A 17,631-nucleotide genomic window follows, 5' to 3' on the forward strand; every position below is an offset into this window, starting at 1 on the left:
CGAGCAGCCGCAGGTCGAGCACGTGGGCCATGTCGACGGCGACCGCCGCCCGCACCGGGTCGTCACGGGAGAGCGCGAGCAGCACCACGAGCCCGAGCGCGGTGCTCATCCACGCGACCGAGGTGAGCACGTGGAGCCACACGAGGAGGTGCCGCCAGGTCCGCATGGACGACCACGCTCGCGGTCCGGCCCGGATCGGACATCCGGGACGACCCCGGGGTCTACCCCGAGAGCCGGCCCGCGACCTGCGCGAGCCGCGTCCCCTGCACGCGGGCCGCGCCCAGCGCCTCGTCGTCGGGAGCGGTCGAGGAGCGCGACACCCAGGACGCGCCGTACGGGTTCCCGGACGACATGAGCGACGGGTCGGCCGCGTAGCCGAGGGGCATGATCAACGTGCCCCAGTGGTAGAAGGTCATGTTCATCGCGACGGTGGTGGTCTCCAGCCCGCCGTGCCCGGTCGAGGCCGAGGTGAACGAGGTCCCGACCTTGTTCGCGAGCTTGCCCTGCGCCCACAGCCCGCCGGTGGTGTCGAGGAACGACTTGAGCTGCTCGGCCGCACCGCCGAAGCGCGTCGGGCTGCCCAGGGCGATGCCGTCGGCCCACTCGAGGTCGTCGAGGGAGGCGACGGTGTCGTACGGGTTGTCGTCCACCCACGCCTTCCAGCGGCGGTTCGCCTCGATCGCCTCGCGCGGCGCGCGCTCGGCCACCGGGCGGACGCGGACCTCGGCGCCCTCCCCGCGCGCCCCCTCGGCGAGCGCCTCGGCGAGGGCGGCCACGTTGCCGGTGGCGGAGTAGAAGACGACGGCGATGTTGGCCACGGGGCCTCCTGTCGACGGGGATGTCGTGATCACTCTCTCGCGCGCGTCCGCGCGCGGCACACTGGACCGGTGGCGGCGGCGGACGACCCGACGAGGGGCGCGCGGGAGGCGGTGGTCGACCCACCCGCCGGGACCCTGCGCGGGCTGGTGCTGCTCCACCGGCGCATCTCCGGGCTCGCGGCGGCCGACGACGGGCCGGTCGCGGTGACACGGCTGCTCGCCGACCGGCTCGGGGCGGTCGCCGCCGTGGTCTCGGCCGACCCGACGCGCACCGTCCTCGCGGCCTCGGCGCCGGGGACGGACGAGTCCCGCGCCGCGGCGGTGCTGCGCGCGGAGATCGCGGAACCGCGGTGGGAGCGGGTGCTGGAGGCGGCCGGACGCGGCGGTCGGGCGATGCGGGTCCCCGGCCGGGGCACCTGGGTGCGGGTGGCGGTCCCGGTCGAGGTCGCGGGGGAGATCGCGGCCTTCCTCGTCGCCGAGGAGGACCCCGCCGACCGCGCGGGCCCGGCGGCCCTCGACGGCAGCGCCGCCGACGACGTCCTGCTGCTCGCGGCCGAGCACGCGGCGACGATCGTCGGGGTGCTGCTCGGCCGCGAGCGGGTGCTCGCCGCGGCCGCGGGCCAGGTCCGCGACGACCTGCTCTCCGGGCTCCTGCTCGGCCGGGCCCGCTCCGCGAGCGAGGCGGCCCAGTGGGCCGAGCACCTCGGCCTGGACGTCCCCGGGGCACGGGTCCTGGTCGTCGTTCCCGACGACGCGCGTGGCGCGTCGGCGGGGCTGCTCGCCACCGCCCGCGACCGGCTCGGTCGCCTGCTCCCGGACGTGCTGGCCGTGCTCCGCGACAACGAGCTCGTCGCGGTGGTCGGGGCGGACGCCGACCCCGGCGATCTGGCGGCGCGCCTCGCGTCCGGGCTGGTGCGCGGGGGCGGGCCGTGGCCGGTGACGATCGGGCTCGGGCGCGCGGTGCACGACCTGGCGGGCCTCGCCGCCTCCTACGACCAGGCGCGCCGCACGGTGGAGGCGGCCCGTCGGCTGGGCCGCGAGGGCCGCCTCGTGCGGTTCGAGGACCTCGGGGTGCACCGGCTGCTGCTGCAGGTCCCCGACCCGGAGGACGCCCGCGCGTTCGCCCGCGAGGTGCTCGGCCGGCTGGCCGACGACCGGTCGGAGCGCGCGGGCGAGCTCGTCCGCACGCTGGCCCGGTACTTCCGCGAGGACGGCAGCCCGCAGCGCACCGCGAAGGCGCTCTCGGTGCACCCGAACACGATCGGCTACCGGCTGCGGCGCGCCGAGGAGCTCTCCGGGCTCACCCTCGACCACTACTCCGACCGGCTCGCCGCGCAGGTCGCCCTGGAGATCCTCGGCCACATGGACGACCGATGAGCATCGCCGACGCCCTGACCGCGGGCACCCTGCTCGGCGACGGCGCGATGGGCACGCTGGCCCAGGCCACCGGGGTGCGCGCCGAGGGCGCGGTCAGCGAGCTCGTGCTGCTCGCCCCGGAGCTGGTCGGCGCGCTGCACCGGCGCTACCTCGACGCCGGCGCCGACGTGGTCCAGACCCACACCTACGGGGCGAGCCGGGTGCGGCTGGCCCGGCACGGGCTGGCCCGGCAGGTGCACGAGATCAACGTGGTCGCGGCCCGGCTCGCCCGCGAGGCGTGCGACGACGCGGAGCGCCCGGCCTTCGTCGCCGGGTCGGTGTCGCCCGCGACGTCGCCGCGCGTTCCCGGCCCCGTCGACTCCACGACCGTCCGCAGCGCGCTGCGCGAGCAGGCCACCGCGCTCGCCGAGGGCGGGGTGGACGTGCTGGTGTGCGAGACGTTCGCGCACGCCGACGAGCTGGCGGAGGCGGTCGAGGCGGTCCGGGAGGCGACCGACCTGCCGGTGATCGCCCAGGCGACCTTCGTCGAGGAGGACGGCGGGCCGGTGACGACGCTGGGGGAGACCCCCGAGCACGTCGCGCGGGTGGTGGGCGCGCTGCGGCCGGCCGCGCTGGGGTCGAACTGCACGCTCGGGCCGCAGGGGCTGCTCGCGGTGGTCCGGCGGTTGGTCGCCGCGGTCCCCGACGGTGTCCCGGTCACGGCCCTGCCCAACGCGGGCCTGCCGCACGTCGTGTCCGACCGCCGCGTGCGCTTCGCCTCCGACGCGGCCCACTTCGGGCGCTACGCCGCGCGCTACGCCGCCGCCGGTGCCCGGCTGGTCGGCGGGTGCTGCGGCACCACCCCCGCCCACGTGGCCGCGGCCGCCGCGGAGCTGGCCCGCGGCCCCGTCGTCGACGAGCCGCCGCTGCCGGTGCGCCTCGCCCCCGCCCCCTCTCCGACCCCCGCCCCCCGTGGCAGCGAAGCGTCGTTGCTGTCACCGGATGACAGCAACGACGCTCCGCTGCCACAGGGGGAGGGGGAGGGCGCGCCCCGCGGCGAGGGGCCGGGCCGTGGCGCGATCGCCCGCTGGCTCGACGCGCCCCGGCGGGCGCCGCTGCTGGTCGCCGAGGTCACCGGCCCGGGCACCGACGACCTCGAGGCCCACGTCGACCGCGCCCGCGCCGCACTGGCCGCCGGCGCGGAGGCGCTGTGGGCCGGTCGGGAGCGCACGCGGCTGCGCCGCTCGACCACGGCCGGCGTCGCCGCGGGCCTGCACGAACTCCTCGACGCCGACGTCGCGCTGACCGTGACCAGCTGGAACACCAGTCGGATGGCGCTGCAGGCCGACCTGCTCGGGCTGGACGCGCTCGGGCTGCACACGATCGTCACCGAGACCGGCAACCCACCCGTCCACGCCGACCGGGCCGTGCGTGACGGGGTGTGGGAGGTCGACGCGGTGGGCCTCGTCGGGCTCGCCTCCTCGCTCGCCGTCGGCGTCGACGCCGACGGCGCGCGGATGACCCCGGCGCCGTTCCGGGTCGGGGTGCGGGTCACGCCCGGCACCGACGACCTCGAGCGCGAGATGCACCGGGTGCGGCTCAAGGTCCGGGCGGGCGCCGAGTTCCTCGTGACCCGTCCGGTCTACGAGCTCGACCGTCTGCGGCGCGTGCTGGACGGGGTCGGCGTGCGGGTCCCCGTGCTGCTCTCGCTCGCTCCGCTGTCGGGGTTCACCGAGGCCGAGCACCTGCGCCACGAGGTCCCCGACGTGGTCCTGCCGGACGCGGTCCTCGCCCGGGTCCGCGCGGCCGGGGAGGACCCCGCGCCGGGCCTGGACCTCGCCGCCGAGCTCGCGGCCGAGGCCCTCGCCGAGGGTCTGGTCGACGGCGTCGTCGTGCGGCGCCCCGGCCCGCCGGCCCTGCTCGCCGAGGCGGTGTCCCGCCTCGGCGCCGTGGTCACGGCCGCAGCACCCGTCCCTCCCGCGCGCTGACGTCGAGCCGCACGACCGTGCCGTCAGCGGGGACGATCTCCCCGCGGTCGGTCGGCACCCCGTCGGTGAAGGTCGTGCTCATGACGCACGGGATGCCGAACTCGCGCGAGAGGATCCCCAGGTGCGAGGTGGGCATGCCCTGCAGGGTGATCAGCCCCTTGACGCCCGAGGCGAGCGCCGGGGCCATGAACGTCGTCGTCCCGCCGCGGGAGATCGCGATGACGTCGGCGATGTCGCCCGACCCCACGAGGTCGAGGACGGCGTCCGGGGAGTCCAGCCAACGCACCGGCCCCTCGACGACCGCCTCGGCGGTGTAGGCCGAGGTGCCGCGGCCGATCTCGGTGTCGGTCATGCGGACCTCCGGTAGTTCTCGACGACGGGGGCGAGCTCCGCCGGGGTGGACGCGTGCATGATCACGCCGTCCACGCCCAGGTCGAACTGGGCGGCGACGGCCTTCGCGCACCGCTCCGGGCTCCCGGTGGCGGCGGGGGCCATCCAGTCGTCCGGCAGGACGGTCGCGATGTGCTCGATCTCCTCGCGGGTGGCGACGATGTCGGCCCAGCCGCCGAGCCCGGCCACCACCGGGTCGGCGCGGAAGCGCTCGAGGTCGGCCGGGTCCCAGTCGTTGGTGCGGACCAGGAGGTCGCCGTAGACCTGCAGGTAGGTCGCGAGCCGGGCGACGGTGCGCTTGAGCCGGACCTCCTCGGGGAGGTGGTCCGGGACCGTCGCGAAGCAGGACCAGACCGCGACCGACGCCGGGTCGCGCCCGGCGCGCTCCGCGGCCTCGCGCACCGTGCGCACGCAGCGGGCGGTGGTCTCGTCGGTGAAGAAGGTGTGCAGCACGACGGCGTCGGCCGCCCGGCCCGCCAGCGCCAGGGTCTGCGGCCCGAACGCCGTGAGGGCGATCGGGATGTCCTCGTCGAACGTCGGGTCGAGCTTCAGGGCGGGCCAGTGGCCGGCCGGCCCGTCGTGGTCGACGACGGTCTCCCCGCGCCAGAGCCTGCGCATGAGGCCGATGAAGTCCTCGAGCTGCGCGGTGGTGACCGGCGGCAGGCCGAAGGCCCTGAGCTGCGGGGCGAGGCCGCGGCCCAGCCCGAGCGTGAACCGGCCCTCGGTGAGCCGGTGCATCGTGGTCGCCCACGCGGCCGTGACCGCGGGGTGGCGGGTGTTGTGGTTGGTGGCCGCCGTGGCCACCCGCAGGTCGGTGGTGACCGCCCCCATCGCCCCGGTGAGCGACGCGGCCTCCTTGATGGAGAAGCGTTCGGACAGGAACGCCGTGCCGAACCCGAGCTCCTCGCCGAGGCGGACCTCGTCGAACATCTCGCGCGGGGAGGTCGGCTGGCCGCCGAGGGTGTAGAAGCCGAGCTCGGGATACCTCACGGCGCCGCCACCGGGTCCTCTCCGTGCACCGGGACGAAGCCGTCGCCGGCGATCAGGACGCGCGGCAGCAGCTCGGCGGCCGTGCCCGCGTCGGTCAGCAACGGCCACGAGCGCTGCGCGAGCTCCCCGAGCGAGTCCCGGGTCGGGAGCCGCAGGCCGAGCCCGGTCAGCGTGGCCTCGTCGGCGAGGCCCGCGAGCCGCAGGAAGGGCAGGACGAAGTCCAGGACGTACATCTGCACGCCCGCGCTGATCAGTTCCTCGCGGGACATGCGGGCGTAGCGGGCGTAGAGCCCCGCGTTGCGGGTCCGGGCCTCGGTCGTGATGGCGGCCAGCTCCTCCTCACCGAGCAGCCGGACGTCGGGGGAGTCCCACCGGTCGCGGGCGTACACCGCCGACCCGACGAGGTGGGGCAGGTAGTCGCCCGGCTCCGCGAAGGTGGTCGACAGGTCGTTGACCGTGAACCGCATCCCGTCCGGCGGGCGGAAGAACAGGGCCTGGGTGACCGCGTGCGGGAGGCCGGCCGAGGCGTCGAACCAGGGATACGCCTCGTCGTGCAGGAAGTGGTCCCGCACGATGAGCACCGTGCCGTCCGGCTGCGGGTAGGGGCCGGAGTCGCCGAGACCTAGCCGGTTGTCCAGGTGCAGCAGGAAGGCGAAGAGCTGCGTCATCGCGTTGAACGACCGCCGCGCCGGCGCCCCGTCCGCGTCGAACCACGTGACCTCGTCGCGGAACCGCTCGAGCCACCCCGACCCGGCGAGCAGCGGGGCCGAGTAGCCGCGGCCCGTCGCGAACATCGGCCCCTCGTCGCCCCACATCCCGCGGTAGAGACGTCGGGGGAACTGCAGCGCGGTGGCGAGCTCGGACCCGCGGTCCGTCGGCGACGCGAGTCCCAGCCCGGTGGCGAAGCCCCGCCCGGTGAGCAGCGGCATGCAGCAGCACCACGCGTGCAGCAGGTTGACCTTGGTGCCGATCTCGCGACGGGCCGTCGCGCCCAGCTCGACGACCCCGTCCGCGCCGACGGCCTCGGTGACGGCCTCGAAGACGCCGGGATAGACGTCGTACTGCTGGACGCCCGCGATCGTCTCGTACTCCTGGCGCGGGATGAGGCCGGACTCGCCCTCCGTCGCGCGGCTGCCGAGCATGTCCCAGACGTTCCAGCCGCCGTAGGCGATGAGCTCGTCGAGGTCGCCGTCGGCGAGCGCGGGCGGCGCGAGCGAGCCGTCGGAGAGGGTGAGGACGTCGGTGCGCAGCACGTCGGAGACGGCCGCGTGGCCGGCCGACCCGGCCGGGAACCGGGTGCGGTAGCGGGCGAGCAGGTCGGCGAACGCGGTGCTCATCGGCCGCTGCGCTCGCGGGTCGCCGCGATGCCGTCCCAGTCGTGCGCGGCGGCGCAGTTCCGCTCGAGCAGGGCGAGGATCAGCGTGTTGACCTGTTCGACGTCGGGCAGCACGGCGATCGCCGCGGTGGTGATCATGAGGCCGGAGAGGACCTGCGTGCGGTAGTCCTCGAACGCCTCCTCGGCGGAGTAGCCCGGGGCGATCGCCGCGAACTGCTCCAGGTACTCGGAGATGAGCCGGCGCTCGTGGGTACGCCGCAGGTCAGCGTCGACGCTGCCGGAGAGGAAGTACCCGACGTCGTACATGGGGTTGCGCAGACCGGTCACCTGCCAGTCGATGAGCACCGCCCCGATGCCCCCGTCGACCGGCTCGAACAGGACGTTGTCCACCCGCGGGTCGCCGTGGGTGAGGGTGAGCCGGGTCTGGGGCAGCAGGTGCCAGTCGTGCGCGATCTCCCCCGCGGCCGCGACGACGTCGAGGTCGGCCTGCGGCAGACGGTCGCGGAACCGGTCGGCGATGATCGCGGCGCCGCGGCGGACCGTCGGGCTCCAGTAGTCCGCGGCCTCGGCCATGCGGATCGGCCACGCGGGGGCCGTCGTCGGGTCCTGCGGGGTGAACGTGGCGTGCAGCCGGGCGAGCTGGGTGAGCACCGCGGCGGCCTCGTCGACCCCGCAGCCCGCGACCTGGTTGCCGGGCGTGGCCGCCGTGAGGTCCTCGATGACGAGGTTGATGTTGGTCTCGTCGCCGTCGACGTGGAACAGGTGCGGGATGCGGGCCGCGTCCCGCTCGGTGATCGCGCGGTACCCGCCGATCTCCCGGTGGTACGCGCCGCTGCCCAGCCCGTGCTGGTGCACCTCGGGCGAGCGCGGACGGAACTTCGCGACGACGGCGTCGGGCGCCCCGTCCGGCCGGGTCCCGTACTCCAGCGTGAGGTGGACGGTGTCGCTGACGTTGCCCGCGCCGATCGGCCGGGCGGTGACGCCGGTGACGACGACGCCCGGGAGACGGGCGGCGAGCGCGGCGGTGAGCCACGCGGGGTCGATCTCGTCGGTGGTGTCGAGGACCGGGACGGCGGGGGCTGCGGTCAGGCTCATGGCGCGCTCGCTTCCGGGCCGGCGGCTCAGGCCCAGGGTTCGGTGGAGTAGGGGGTGTTCCAGACGTCGGTGATGCGTCCGTCGTGCACGCGGAAGACCTCGATGCCGGACAGCAGCCGCTGGGCGGTGCGCCCGCGGGCGGTCCAGACGAGGACGGCGTACTGGTCGTCACCGGCGAGGACCTCGGCGGTGAACCACGGCTGCCACTGCGGCAGGTCGGCCCGGATGCGGGCGATCTGGGCCTCGTGGTCGAGGACCCGGGTGCCGCCGGGGTCGTGGCGGACGACGCCGTCGGCGGTGATCTCACGGACGAGCTCCACGTCCCCCGCGTGGTAGATCTCGTCGAGGTAGCGGCGGACGACCGCCACCGGCCCGTCGGCCGGTGCGGTCACCGACGATTCCGCGGGCCCGGTGGCGGTCATCGCGTCAGCCGATGATCGTCACGGTCGCGGCGGTGCCGTCGACCTCGATGGTGGCGCCGTCCGGGATGCGCCCGGTGGCGTCGGTCGCGGACACCACGCACGGGATGCCGAGCTCGCGGCTGACGATCGCGGCGTGCGAGAACGGCGCGCCCACGTCCACCACGACGGCGGAGGCGGCCACGAACAGCGGCGTCCACGACGGGTCGGTGATCGGGGCGACGAGGATGTCGCCGGGCTCCAGCTCGGCGTCGTCGTCCGGGTCGGTGAAGATCCGGGCGCGGCCGCGGGTCACGCCCGTGCAGCCGGAGACGCCCTGGATGACCTCGCCGGTCTGCGCGGCGGTCCGGGTGCGGGCGGAGCGGCGCTTCCACTCCGAGAGCGGCGGCGGGTCGCCGATCACCACGAACGGCGGCTCGTGGTCGAACAGGTCGAGGTAGACCTGCTCGCGCTCGCGCACGGTCGCGGTGAACGAACCCGGGTCGGCCAGGTAGGCGTCGAGCTCCTCGGCGAACACCATGTAGATCTGCTCGGGCGTGTCGAGGTGGCCGGCCGCGGCACCGCGACGTCCCAGCTCGAGGGCGGGGAGCCGCAGCTCGTGCACGAGCATCGCGGAGGTCGTCCGGGAGCGCTCGCGCCCGCGCAGCCACAGCGCCGCCGCGTGCAGGGCGGCCTCGAACTGCCCGGCCGCCTCGGCGTTGCCGGCCAGCAGCTCGCGCATCGTCGCCGTCGCGGCCTCCCGCTCGGCGGCGCGGGCGGCGTTCTTGACCGCGGGAGCCTCGTCGTCGCCGACGGTGCGCATCCGGTCGACGGTGTGCAGGGCCAGCTCCGGGGCGAGGCCCCACGTCTTCGAGCGCAGCTCCCACTCGCCCGGCCCGCGGAAGTCCCACTCGGCGAGGAACGCGTCGAGCTGGGCCCGGAAGGCGACGACGGCGGCGTCGTCGGACGCGGTGATCCGCTCGTAGAGCCCGGACACCCCGGCGTCGAAGAGGGCGGCCACCGGCCCGGAGCGGGCGAGGCGACTGAGGCTCCACATCCCGTTCGACGGGCCGGCCGAGTCGACGTCGCCGATGCCGCTGACGAGGGTGAGGCCGAGTTCCGGGCGGCCGACGGCGGCCGCGACCTGGGCGACGGCGCCGAGGCCGACGCCCGACTTCAGGCTCGACTCGATGTGGTGCTGGAAGAAGCGGCGCTGCACGTCCCCGAAGGAGCGCAGCCGCGCGACGAGGTCGGCGTCGGACAGGGCCGCGATGTCCGGGCGGTCGGCCCGGATCGCCAGCACCTCGGCGCGGTCGGCGTCGTAGGCGGGGAGACCCTGCGCGAGCAGGACCTCGTTCATCAGCCACGCGCCGGCCTTCTCGGAGAACGCCGGGTCCTCGTCGAAGTCCCGCTTCTCGCTCTCGTAGCTGGGGATGCCGGGCATGTCGCCGAAGTACTGCAGGTCGACGGCCTCGGCGCCCATGCCGGGCACGCGCACGCCGAACAGCCGCATCAGCGACATGTTGATGTACAGGTAGCTGCCGAACGCCGGGAGGACGTTGCGGGAGACGCCCGTGTCGTAGACGTCGTGGTCCCACACCCCGCAGGCGACGAAGGCGTCCCGCCACCCCGGCTCGAGGTACTCCTGGAAGCCGACCGACGCGTTCAGCGGCGAGATGGGGTCCGGGAAGATCTCGCCGACGTTGGCCCGCGAGTACAGCGGGAACGTCTTCGAGGTGGCGTCGAAGATCGGCCAGTCGGGCATGGAGGTCTGCTCCCTCACGATGTGAACGATGCGTCGCATCGTGATGGGCGCCACGTCAGCCTGTCAAGCCTCGTCGCGCTCCACGAGCGGGAGCGCCCGGTGCCACACCTCGCCGACCGCGACGGCGAGCTGCTCGATGCGCTCGCGGCGGGGGGTCGCGGCGGGCAGACCGATGTGCACGTAGGCGGTCTGCTCGATGGCCGATCCGAGCACGTCGGCGAGCAGGTCGAAGTCGGTCTCGGCGAGCCGCCCGCGGCGGTGCAGGTCGCGCAGCCAGCGGGCGGTGCGCTCGACGTAGTTGGCCCGCTGGGCGAGCCACAGCTCGGAGAAGCCCTCGTCGGTGCTGGTGGCCGCGGCCTCGCGCATGACGCGCAGGATGCGTCGGTTGCGGGCGTAGGAGGTCAGGTACGCGCTGGTGAGGGCCACGAGCGTGGCGCGGTCGGTCCCGTCGCCGGTGCGGGTGGTCCGGTGCGTCGAGCGTGTCAGCTCGTCGAGGCTGGGCCGCAGGGCCTCGAGGAAGATCTCGTCCTTGCTCGCGAAGTGCCGGTAGAAGTTGCCCTGCGAGACGCCGGCGGCGAAGACGATGTCCGCGATGCGGGTGCGGCTGTAGCCGTACTCGGAGAAGCACGTGACCGCGGCCTCGAGTAGCTCGGAGCGGGTCCGCAGCCCCCGCGTGTTCTTGCCGCGCCGGACCGGCGCCGACCCGTCGTCGGCGCCCCCGGAGTCGCCGCGCGCAATACTCACCGGACGCCTCCTCGGGCTCGCCTGCGATGCGCTGTTCACCCTAACCCAGCGCCCGACCTGCGAGAACGAGTTCGGGACTGCCGCAGAATGCGACTCGTCGTATACATTCTCGCCGTCCACGGTCGCGAGGGGAGTCAGCTGGTGTATCCCGGCAGCGTCGCCCGGCAGGCGCCGGGCCGCGCGGCGATGGTCCTCGCCGAGACCGGCGAGACCGTCACCTACGGCGAGCTCGACGAGCGCAGCGCCCGGCTCGCGACCGCACTGCGCGCCCGCGGGCTCGCCAACGGCGACGCCGTGGTGATCCTGCTCGGCAACGACGTGCGCTGGGGCGAGGTCTGCTGGGCGTGCTGGCGCAGCGGGCTCGTGCTCGCCGCGGTGAACCACCACCTCGCCGCGCGGGAGCTCGCCGCGGTGCTCGCGCAGGCCGCGCCCCGGGCCGTCGTCACCACCGCCGAGCTGCTGCCCGCCGCGGTGGAGGCACTCGGGAGGACGGAGGTGCTGTGGCTCGTCGTCGGGACGGTCCCCGCCGACGCCCCCGCCGGGACCGTCGCCCTCGACGACCTCGTCGCCGCCACGCCGCGCGACCCGGACCTCCCGGAGCGCGCCGGCGGGCGACTGCTCTTCAGCTCCGGGACGACCGGCACTCCCAAGCCCGCCCGGGTGGCCCCGCGCGACGTCCACCCCGACGAGGTCGGGGTCCGCTCGGCCGGGCTGATGCGCACGCTCGGGTTCAGCGAGCCCGGCGCCGGGGTCGACGTCCTGCTCGTGCCCGGCCCGGCCTACCACGCCGGCCCGATCGGGTTCCTGCAGTCGGTCCACCAGGCGGGCGGCACCGTGGTGCTCATGCGCCGCTTCGACGCGGAGGCGGCGCTCGTCGCGATCGAGCGGTACCGCGTCACGCACAGCCAGTGGGTCCCGACGATGTTCGTCCGGCTGCTGCGCCTGCCCGAGGACGAGAAGGCGCGCCACGACCTGTCGTCCCACCGGGTCGCGGTGCACGCCGCCGCGCCGTGCCCACCCGCGGTGAAGCGGGCGGTGCTCGACTGGTGGGGCCCGATCGTCCACGAGTACTACGGCGCCAGCGAGGGCTACGGGCGGACCGTGATCGGGCCGCACGAGTGGCTCGCGCACCCCGGCTCGGTGGGCCGCGCGGTCGGCAGCGGCGTGACGATCGCCGACGACGCCGGTCGGCCGCTGCCGCCCGGGGGGGTCGGGACGGTCTGGTTCACCGCGCCGGGCGCCGCCGAGCCCGACCGCGCCCCCGACGGTGCGGCCGACCTCGCCGCGACGCCGGGCTGGGGAGCGGTCGGCGACCTCGGCTACCTCGACGACGACGGCTACCTCTACCTCACCGGCCGGGCCGGCCAGATGATCATCACGGGCGGCGTCAACGTCCACCCGCGCGAGGTGGAGCTCGTGCTCGGCGAGCACCCGGAGGTCGACGACGTCGCCGTCGTCGGCGTCCCCGACGACGAGTTCGGGGAGCGGGTGACCGCCGTCGTGGTGCCCACGGCGAGTGCCGCGCCGGGTCTCGAGGAGCGCCTCGTCGGGTGGTCCCGCGACCAGCTCGCGCACGTGAAGTGCCCGCGCACGGTGCACCTCGTCGAGGACCTGCCCCGCAACGACGCCGGGAAGGTCCTGCACCGCGTCCTGGTCGACCGCCTGACCCCGCACCCCGGAGGTTCGTGATGGAGATGGTGCTGATCCGCCACGGACGGCCGGCGGACGGTGCGCAGTCCGACCCCGGCCTGGCGCCGGACGGGCACGCCGGGGCCGAGCGGCTCGCCGAGCACCTCGCCGGCGGGGCCGTCCGACGGCCCGACGCCGTCTGGTCGAGCCCGATGCAGCGCGCCGTGGAGACCGCGGCGCCGCTCGCCGAGCGGCTCGGGCTGCCGGTCCGCACCGACGAGCGGCTGCGGGAGTTCGACCACGGCGTGCCCGTCTACGTGGCCGCCGACCGGACGACCGACGCCGAGGAGCGGGCCGAGATGTGGCGGGCGCTCGAGACCGGGCGGTGGGGGGAGCACCGCTTCGACCCGCAGGCGTTCTCCCGCGACGTGGACTCCGTGCTCGCCGACATCGCGGACGAGTTCCCCCGCGGGGTCGTGGCCGTGGTGTGCCACTCCGGGGTGATCAACGCGCACCTGTGCTCGGTGCTCGAACGTCCCCTCAGCATGTTCTGCCAGCTGGAGCACACGTCGTTCAGTCGGCTGCTGGTGTCCCCGCAGGGCAAGCGACTGCTGCACACCCTGAACGAGACGGCGCACCTGCAGGTGGCTACCGCCCTGTGAGCAGTCATCCGTGCCCCGGCACGGATGAGTACTCACAGGGCGAAGCCACCTCTCAGCCCTCGTCGGCCGCGTCCCGGGTGCGACCCAGGGAGAGGATGAGGTCCTGGTGGAGCTCCATCCAGATGTCGTGGTACGAGTCCTTCATCGGGGCTGTGAACGCCGATCGCTCCCCGGCTCGGACACGGTCGAGCGCGGCCGACAGCCGCGGCCGGTAGCCCGACATGCGGTCGACGGCGGCGCCGACCCCGTCCAGGATCGCGCCCGCCCGGCCGTCGACCTCGGCGAGCCGGGCGATCACGTCGTCGTCGTACGAGGCGTCGGTGTGGTCGTTCGGGGCGTCGTCGTCCCCGCGGGTCTGCCAGGCGTGGCAGACCGCCTTGAAGTCGCCGTTGAGCGGCAGGAACGCCTGGTAGGCCTGCTCGAGGGCGGCGCGCCCGTCGTCGTCGACCGAGTCGACGACGAGCTCGGCGTGGGCGGCCTTGCCGTCCTTGGTGAGGCTCCAGCCCTCGATCCGGCCGCCGGAGCGGTGCCGGACGAGGCCCTCGCCGCCGAGGTCGTCGAGGGCGGCGGCGATCTCGTCCTCGGGGGCCGCGACCACCGCGGCCGCGACGGTCGCACTCGTCATCCCCTTGACGCGCAGGGCGTGCAGGGCGCGGAACCGGGCGTCGTCCATCGCTCCTCCTCGAGCTGTTTTGTGAACGCTAGTTGCATCTGGCGCGAGACTAGTGTTCCCTGTCACCACCCGGCAAGCAGTGGCCGGCCGATTCCGGGGAGCCACGCGTGACCACCGCGAGTATCGACCTCACGGACGTGTCGGCCTTCGCGCAGGGACGCGACGCCGACATCCTTCGCAGCCTGCGGGACTCCGACCCGCTGCACTGGAACCCGGAGCCCGACGGCGGGCCCGGCTTCTGGTCGGTGACGCGCTACGCGGACATCCGACGGATCGCCACCGACCCGGGCGTCACGGTCCGCGAGGGCACCCAGATCCCCAGCCGGCGGGCCGAGGGCGACGGGGACCGCAGCATCCACCACCTCGACGCGCCGGAGCACATGAAACTGCGCCGCCTCGTCATCCCGGCCCTGCGGCCCGCGGCGGTGGCGCGGTGGGAGGACGAGATCACGCAGGTGGTCGACGAGCTGATCGACCCCCGGGTGGGGTCCGGCGAGTTCGACCTCGTCCCGACGATCTCCGCACAGCTGCCGCTGCTCGTCCTCGGCCGCCTGCTCGGGGTGCCGGCCGAGGACTGTCCGGACATCCTGCGCTGGACGAACCAGATGGCCTCGGCCGACCCGGAGTACGCGGCGGGCCCGGAGACCGCGGTGCGCGCCCGCGACGAGGTCTTCGCCTACTTCCGCGAGCTCGAGGCCGCCCGGCGCGAGGCCCCCGACGACTCGCTCGTCTCGGTCCTCGCGCACGCGCAGGTCGACGAGCAGCCCCTCACCCGGGGCCAGCTCGACGCCTACTACCTGATCCTCATGGTCGCCGGGAACGAGACGACCCGGAACCTGCTCTCCGGGGGCGTGCACGCGCTGAACCTCGAGCCGGAGGCGTGGCCGTGGGTCACCGCCGACCCCGCGGCGCGGCTCCGGCCCGCCATCGAGGAGATGCTGCGCTGGGTGTCCCCGGTGCTGTGCATGCGCCGCACCGCGACGGAGTCCCTGGAGCTGCACGACCGCACGATCGCGCCCGGCGAGAAGGTCGTGATGTGGTTCGTCTCCGGCAACCGCGACGACCGCGTGTACACCGAGCCCGACCGCTTCCGTCCCTGGCGCGACGAGGCCGACCACCTCGGCTTCGGCTGGGGCGCGCACGCCTGCCTGGGCGCGCACCTCGCCCGGCTCGAGGCGACGGTGTTCTTCCGCCGGCTCGCCGAGCGGGGCCTCACGATCACCCAGACCGGCGAGATCGACAGGCTCGCGTCGAACTTCTTCCGCGGCACCAAGCACCTCCCGGTCCGGATCGACGCCGGGAGCGGGCGTGCCTGAGACCGCGCTCGTCACCGGGGCCGCCTCCGGGATCGGCGCCGCCCTCGTCGGACGCCTGCTCGACGACGGGTGGCGCGTGCTCGCGCTGGACCGCGCGGCGGTCCCGGCGGCGCCCGGCGTCGAGACCCTCGCCTGCGATCTGACGGACCCCGCCCGGGTCGCGGCCGCCGTGTCGCGGGTCCGCGGTGAGGTGTCGGCCGTCGCGCACGTCGCGGGCGTGCCGGGCACCGCGCCCGCGCCGACCGTGCTCGCGGTCAACGTGCTCGCGCCCCGCCTGCTGATCGAGCCGCTGCTCGGCGAGGTGGACGCCGTCGTCACGGTCGCCTCCGTGGCCCAGCACCGCAGCCCCGAGCCCGACGACGTGCTCGACGAGCTCCTGGCCTGCGACGACGCCGCGGACCTCGACGCCTGGCTCGCCCGCCACCCGCACACCGGCCCGGCGGCCTACGACACCTCGAAGAAGGCGCTCGTGCGCTGGACCCGGCTCACCGCCGGCCGCCACGTCGGCGGCACGCGGCTGAACTCGGCGAGCCCCGGTCCCGTCGAGACCCCCATCCTCGGCGACTTCCGCACCTCCATGGGCGAGGCCGACATCGACCGGGCGGCCGCGGCGGTCGGACGGCACGGGCGCCCGGACGAGGTCGCCGCCGCCGTCGCCTTCCTGCTCGGCCCGTCCGCCTCGTGGGTCCGCGGCGTCGACCTCCCCGTGGAGGGCGGCCTGCTCGCGGCCCGCACCGCTGCCACCGTCCCGACGACCTGAGGAGCTCCCGTGACCACCGGCCTCGACGCCCGCTCGACCGCGTCCGTCGTCTCCCTCGACGGCACCTGCCCGCACGGCCGCGAGCGGCTGGGCGGCAAGGCGCACTCCGTGAACCGCATGCGCGCCCTCGGCCTGCCCGGCCCGCCCGCCTTCGCGATCACCACCGACGTGTGCGCCCGCTACCGGGAGGCAGGCCTTCCCGACGAGGTGTGGGCGGGGGTCGTCGACGCCGTGCGCGTCCTGGAGGCCGACACCGGGCACCGGTTCGCGGACCCGGCCTCGCCGCTGCTGGTCTCGGTGCGCTCCGGCGCGGCCCAGAGCATGCCCGGGATGATGGACACCGTCCTCAACCTGGGGCTGACCCCGGCCGCGGTCGAGGGGCTCGCGGAGGCGACCGGGGACCGCGCGTGGGCCCAGGACACCGACGCCCGGTTCCGCCGCTCCTACGCCGAGGTCGTCGACCCGGCGGGCCCGCCCGAGGACCCGTGGGAGCAGCTGCGCGCGGCGATCGGCGCGGTCTTCCGCTCCTGGGACAGCCCCCGCGCGCGGGTCTACCGCGACCGCTACGGGCTCGACCACGACGCCGGCACCGCCGTGACCGTGCAGGCCATGGTCTTCGGCAACCGGGACGACGCCTCGGGGACCGGCGTGGCGTTCAGCCGCGACCCGTCCACCGGCGAGCCCGTGCTCTACGGCGAGTGGGTGCGCGGGGGACAGGGCGAGGACGTCGTCTCGGGCACGGTGACCCCGGTGCCGATCGCGTCGTTCGCCGACGAGATGCCCACGCTGCACGCGGAGCTGGTCGAGGCGGCGACGGTGCTCGAGGCCGAGTACCGGGACCTGGTCGACATCGAGTTCACCGTGGAGTCCGGGCGGCTGTACGTGCTCCAGGCCCGCGCCGGGAAGCGGTCCTCGACGGCGGCCCTGCGCGTCGCCGTCGAGCTGGCGACCGCCGGCCTGATCACCCGCGACGAGGCGCTCGGCCGCCTCACCCCCGAGCAGGCCCGCAGGCACCTGGAGGCCTCGGCGACGACGGGCGGCGAGACGGTCGCGAGCGGGATCGGCGCCGGCCCGGGCGTGGCGTCCGGGGTGGTCGTCACCGATCCGGACGACGCGCTGGACGCCGACGGGCCGGTGGTCCTGGTGCGGCCGTTCACCGCGCCCGACGACGTGCCCGCGATGTACGCCTCGGTCGCGGTGGTCACCGAGCACGGGGGAACCACCTCGCACGCCGCTCTGGTGGCCCGGGAGGCCGGGCTGCCGTGCGTCGTCGGCTGCGGGGACGGGATCGTCGCCGCACTGGAGGGCCGGACGGTCACCGTCGACGGCGCGCGCGGCGTGGTGCTGGACGGCGACGTCACCGGTGAGGCCGGTCCGCACGCGACCACCGCGTGGGAGTCCACCCTGCTGGAGTGGACCGGCGCGGCGACGCCGGCGGACCTGCCCGACCGGCTCGGGACGAGCTAGACCGCGACCGGGCGCGGGGCGCCGCCGTGCACCGCCGCACGCAGGCGGGCCACGGTCTCGCGCAGGTAGGTGACCTCACGGGTCAGCGACTCGACGGTCTCCCCGGCGAAGTCGTAGGCCATCTCCTCCGGCATGACCACGACCCCGCAGCAGGGGCAGGTCGCGGGGGTCGTCATGAGGTCCACTCCTCGGGTGCGTCGAGCCGGTTCACCTTCCAGTTTCCTGACCATGGACGCCCCCGGCA

At 75.2% G+C, this 17,631-nt stretch carries 17 protein-coding genes; 7 read left to right on the forward strand and 10 right to left on the reverse strand.

Annotated elements, in window-relative coordinates; translation table 11 throughout:
- Window positions 1-221: 221 nt before the first annotated feature.
- Window positions 222-818, reverse strand: coding sequence for an NAD(P)H:quinone oxidoreductase (gene wrbA, locus ACQPYX_RS03050; protein WP_433801433.1), 597 nt, complete (start codon window positions 816-818; stop codon window positions 222-224).
- Window positions 819-887: 69 nt separating this feature from the next.
- Between wrbA and ACQPYX_RS03055 the strand changes: the two genes are divergently transcribed.
- Both ACQPYX_RS03055 and ACQPYX_RS03060 read left to right on the forward strand, forming a co-directional pair.
- Window positions 888-2,195: a PucR family transcriptional regulator gene (locus tag ACQPYX_RS03055; protein WP_433801434.1), complete on the forward strand. Its 1,308-nt coding sequence runs from the start codon at window positions 888-890 to the stop codon at window positions 2,193-2,195.
- Window positions 2,192-4,162, forward strand: coding sequence for a homocysteine S-methyltransferase family protein (locus tag ACQPYX_RS03060; RefSeq protein WP_433801435.1), 1,971 nt, complete (start codon window positions 2,192-2,194; stop codon window positions 4,160-4,162). Before ACQPYX_RS03055 ends, ACQPYX_RS03060 begins: the two co-directional genes overlap by 4 nt.
- Here ACQPYX_RS03060 and ACQPYX_RS03065 read toward each other — a convergent pair.
- Genes ACQPYX_RS03065 through ACQPYX_RS03095 form a run of 7 tightly spaced genes read right to left on the reverse strand, consistent with a single transcriptional unit; the run spans window position 4,128 to window position 10,880 of the window.
- On the reverse strand, window positions 4,128-4,514 hold the full coding sequence (locus tag ACQPYX_RS03065; RefSeq protein WP_433801436.1) for a PEP-utilizing enzyme: 387 nt from the start codon (window positions 4,512-4,514) through the stop codon (window positions 4,128-4,130). The genes ACQPYX_RS03060 and ACQPYX_RS03065 overlap by 35 nt on opposite strands.
- A complete protein-coding gene (locus ACQPYX_RS03070; RefSeq protein ID WP_433801437.1) occupies window positions 4,511-5,542 on the reverse strand; it encodes a TIGR03857 family LLM class F420-dependent oxidoreductase in 1,032 nt (343 codons plus the stop codon). Before ACQPYX_RS03070 ends, ACQPYX_RS03065 begins: the two co-directional genes overlap by 4 nt.
- Entirely contained in the window at window positions 5,539-6,879 is a 1,341-nt protein-coding gene (locus tag ACQPYX_RS03075) for a hypothetical protein (RefSeq protein WP_433801438.1), read from the reverse strand. The genes ACQPYX_RS03070 and ACQPYX_RS03075 overlap by 4 nt, the downstream gene beginning before the upstream one ends.
- Complete coding sequence (locus ACQPYX_RS03080; RefSeq protein ID WP_433801439.1) at window positions 6,876-7,973, reverse strand: phosphotransferase family protein; 1,098 nt, start codon at window positions 7,971-7,973, stop codon at window positions 6,876-6,878. The genes ACQPYX_RS03075 and ACQPYX_RS03080 overlap by 4 nt, the downstream gene beginning before the upstream one ends.
- 26 nt (window positions 7,974-7,999) lie before the next feature.
- Entirely contained in the window at window positions 8,000-8,395 is a 396-nt protein-coding gene (locus ACQPYX_RS03085; RefSeq protein ID WP_433801440.1) for a nuclear transport factor 2 family protein, read from the reverse strand.
- 4 nt (window positions 8,396-8,399) lie between these two features.
- Window positions 8,400-10,154, reverse strand: coding sequence for a PEP-utilizing enzyme (locus ACQPYX_RS03090; RefSeq protein WP_433801441.1), 1,755 nt, complete (start codon window positions 10,152-10,154; stop codon window positions 8,400-8,402).
- A 45-nt stretch (window positions 10,155-10,199) separates the two neighbouring features.
- Window positions 10,200-10,880, reverse strand: a complete 681-nt coding sequence (locus ACQPYX_RS03095) for a TetR/AcrR family transcriptional regulator (protein WP_433801442.1) — start codon at window positions 10,878-10,880, stop codon at window positions 10,200-10,202.
- A 141-nt stretch (window positions 10,881-11,021) separates the two neighbouring features.
- Between ACQPYX_RS03095 and ACQPYX_RS03100 the strand changes: the two genes are divergently transcribed.
- Both ACQPYX_RS03100 and ACQPYX_RS03105 read left to right on the forward strand, forming a co-directional pair.
- Window positions 11,022-12,569, forward strand: a complete 1,548-nt coding sequence (locus ACQPYX_RS03100; protein WP_433801443.1) for an AMP-binding protein — start codon at window positions 11,022-11,024, stop codon at window positions 12,567-12,569.
- Window positions 12,569-13,171 carry a histidine phosphatase family protein gene (locus ACQPYX_RS03105; protein WP_433801444.1) on the forward strand — a complete coding sequence of 201 codons (603 nt, stop codon included), beginning with the start codon at window positions 12,569-12,571 and terminating at the stop codon, window positions 13,169-13,171. Before ACQPYX_RS03100 ends, ACQPYX_RS03105 begins: the two co-directional genes overlap by 1 nt.
- Before the next feature lie 52 nt (window positions 13,172-13,223).
- Here ACQPYX_RS03105 and ACQPYX_RS03110 read toward each other — a convergent pair whose 3' ends face one another.
- Window positions 13,224-13,844 (reverse strand): MarR family transcriptional regulator, encoded by a 621-nt coding sequence (locus ACQPYX_RS03110; protein ID WP_433801445.1) that lies wholly within the window; start codon window positions 13,842-13,844, stop codon window positions 13,224-13,226.
- A gap of 107 nt (window positions 13,845-13,951) precedes the next feature.
- Here ACQPYX_RS03110 and ACQPYX_RS03115 point away from each other — a divergent pair, with 107 nt between their 5' ends.
- The 3 genes from ACQPYX_RS03115 to ACQPYX_RS03125 are packed head-to-tail and all read left to right on the forward strand — an operon-like array spanning window position 13,952 to window position 17,387.
- Window positions 13,952-15,160 (forward strand): cytochrome P450, encoded by a 1,209-nt coding sequence (locus ACQPYX_RS03115; protein WP_433801446.1) that lies wholly within the window; start codon window positions 13,952-13,954, stop codon window positions 15,158-15,160.
- The gene (locus ACQPYX_RS03120; protein WP_433801447.1) at window positions 15,153-15,920 is read left to right on the forward strand and encodes an SDR family oxidoreductase; all 768 of its coding nucleotides are present in this window, start codon (window positions 15,153-15,155) and stop codon (window positions 15,918-15,920) included. The genes ACQPYX_RS03115 and ACQPYX_RS03120 overlap by 8 nt, the downstream gene beginning before the upstream one ends.
- Window positions 15,921-15,929: 9 nt before the next feature.
- Entirely contained in the window at window positions 15,930-17,387 is a 1,458-nt protein-coding gene (locus ACQPYX_RS03125) for a pyruvate, phosphate dikinase (protein ID WP_433801448.1), read from the forward strand.
- Here ACQPYX_RS03125 and ACQPYX_RS03130 read toward each other — a convergent pair.
- A complete protein-coding gene (locus ACQPYX_RS03130) occupies window positions 17,384-17,563 on the reverse strand; it encodes a hypothetical protein (RefSeq protein WP_433801449.1) in 180 nt (59 codons plus the stop codon). The two genes, ACQPYX_RS03125 and ACQPYX_RS03130, sit on opposite strands and share 4 nt — an antisense overlap.
- Window positions 17,564-17,631 lie beyond the last annotated feature (68 nt).

The sequence above is a fragment of the Actinomycetospora sp. CA-084318 genome (genome assembly GCF_050955885.1).
GTDB lineage: Bacteria > Actinomycetota > Actinomycetes > Mycobacteriales > Pseudonocardiaceae > Actinomycetospora.

What these genes read in the sequence shown, in the direction of transcription:
- ACQPYX_RS03060 (WP_433801435.1), top strand. Translation starts at nt 2,192, where the DNA reads ATGAGCATCGCCGACGCCCTGACCGCGGGCACCCTGCTCGGCGACGGC.
- ACQPYX_RS03065 (WP_433801436.1), bottom strand. Translation starts at nt 4,514, where the DNA reads ATGACCGACACCGAGATCGGCCGCGGCACCTCGGCCTACACCGCCGAG.
- ACQPYX_RS03075 (WP_433801438.1), bottom strand. Translation starts at nt 6,879, where the DNA reads ATGAGCACCGCGTTCGCCGACCTGCTCGCCCGCTACCGCACCCGGTTC.
- ACQPYX_RS03080 (WP_433801439.1), bottom strand. Translation starts at nt 7,973, where the DNA reads ATGAGCCTGACCGCAGCCCCCGCCGTCCCGGTCCTCGACACCACCGAC.
- ACQPYX_RS03085 (WP_433801440.1), bottom strand. Translation starts at nt 8,395, where the DNA reads ATGACCGCCACCGGGCCCGCGGAATCGTCGGTGACCGCACCGGCCGAC.
- ACQPYX_RS03105 (WP_433801444.1), top strand. Translation starts at nt 12,569, where the DNA reads ATGGAGATGGTGCTGATCCGCCACGGACGGCCGGCGGACGGTGCGCAG.
- ACQPYX_RS03110 (WP_433801445.1), bottom strand. Translation starts at nt 13,844, where the DNA reads ATGGACGACGCCCGGTTCCGCGCCCTGCACGCCCTGCGCGTCAAGGGG.
- ACQPYX_RS03130 (WP_433801449.1), bottom strand. Translation starts at nt 17,563, where the DNA reads ATGACGACCCCCGCGACCTGCCCCTGCTGCGGGGTCGTGGTCATGCCG.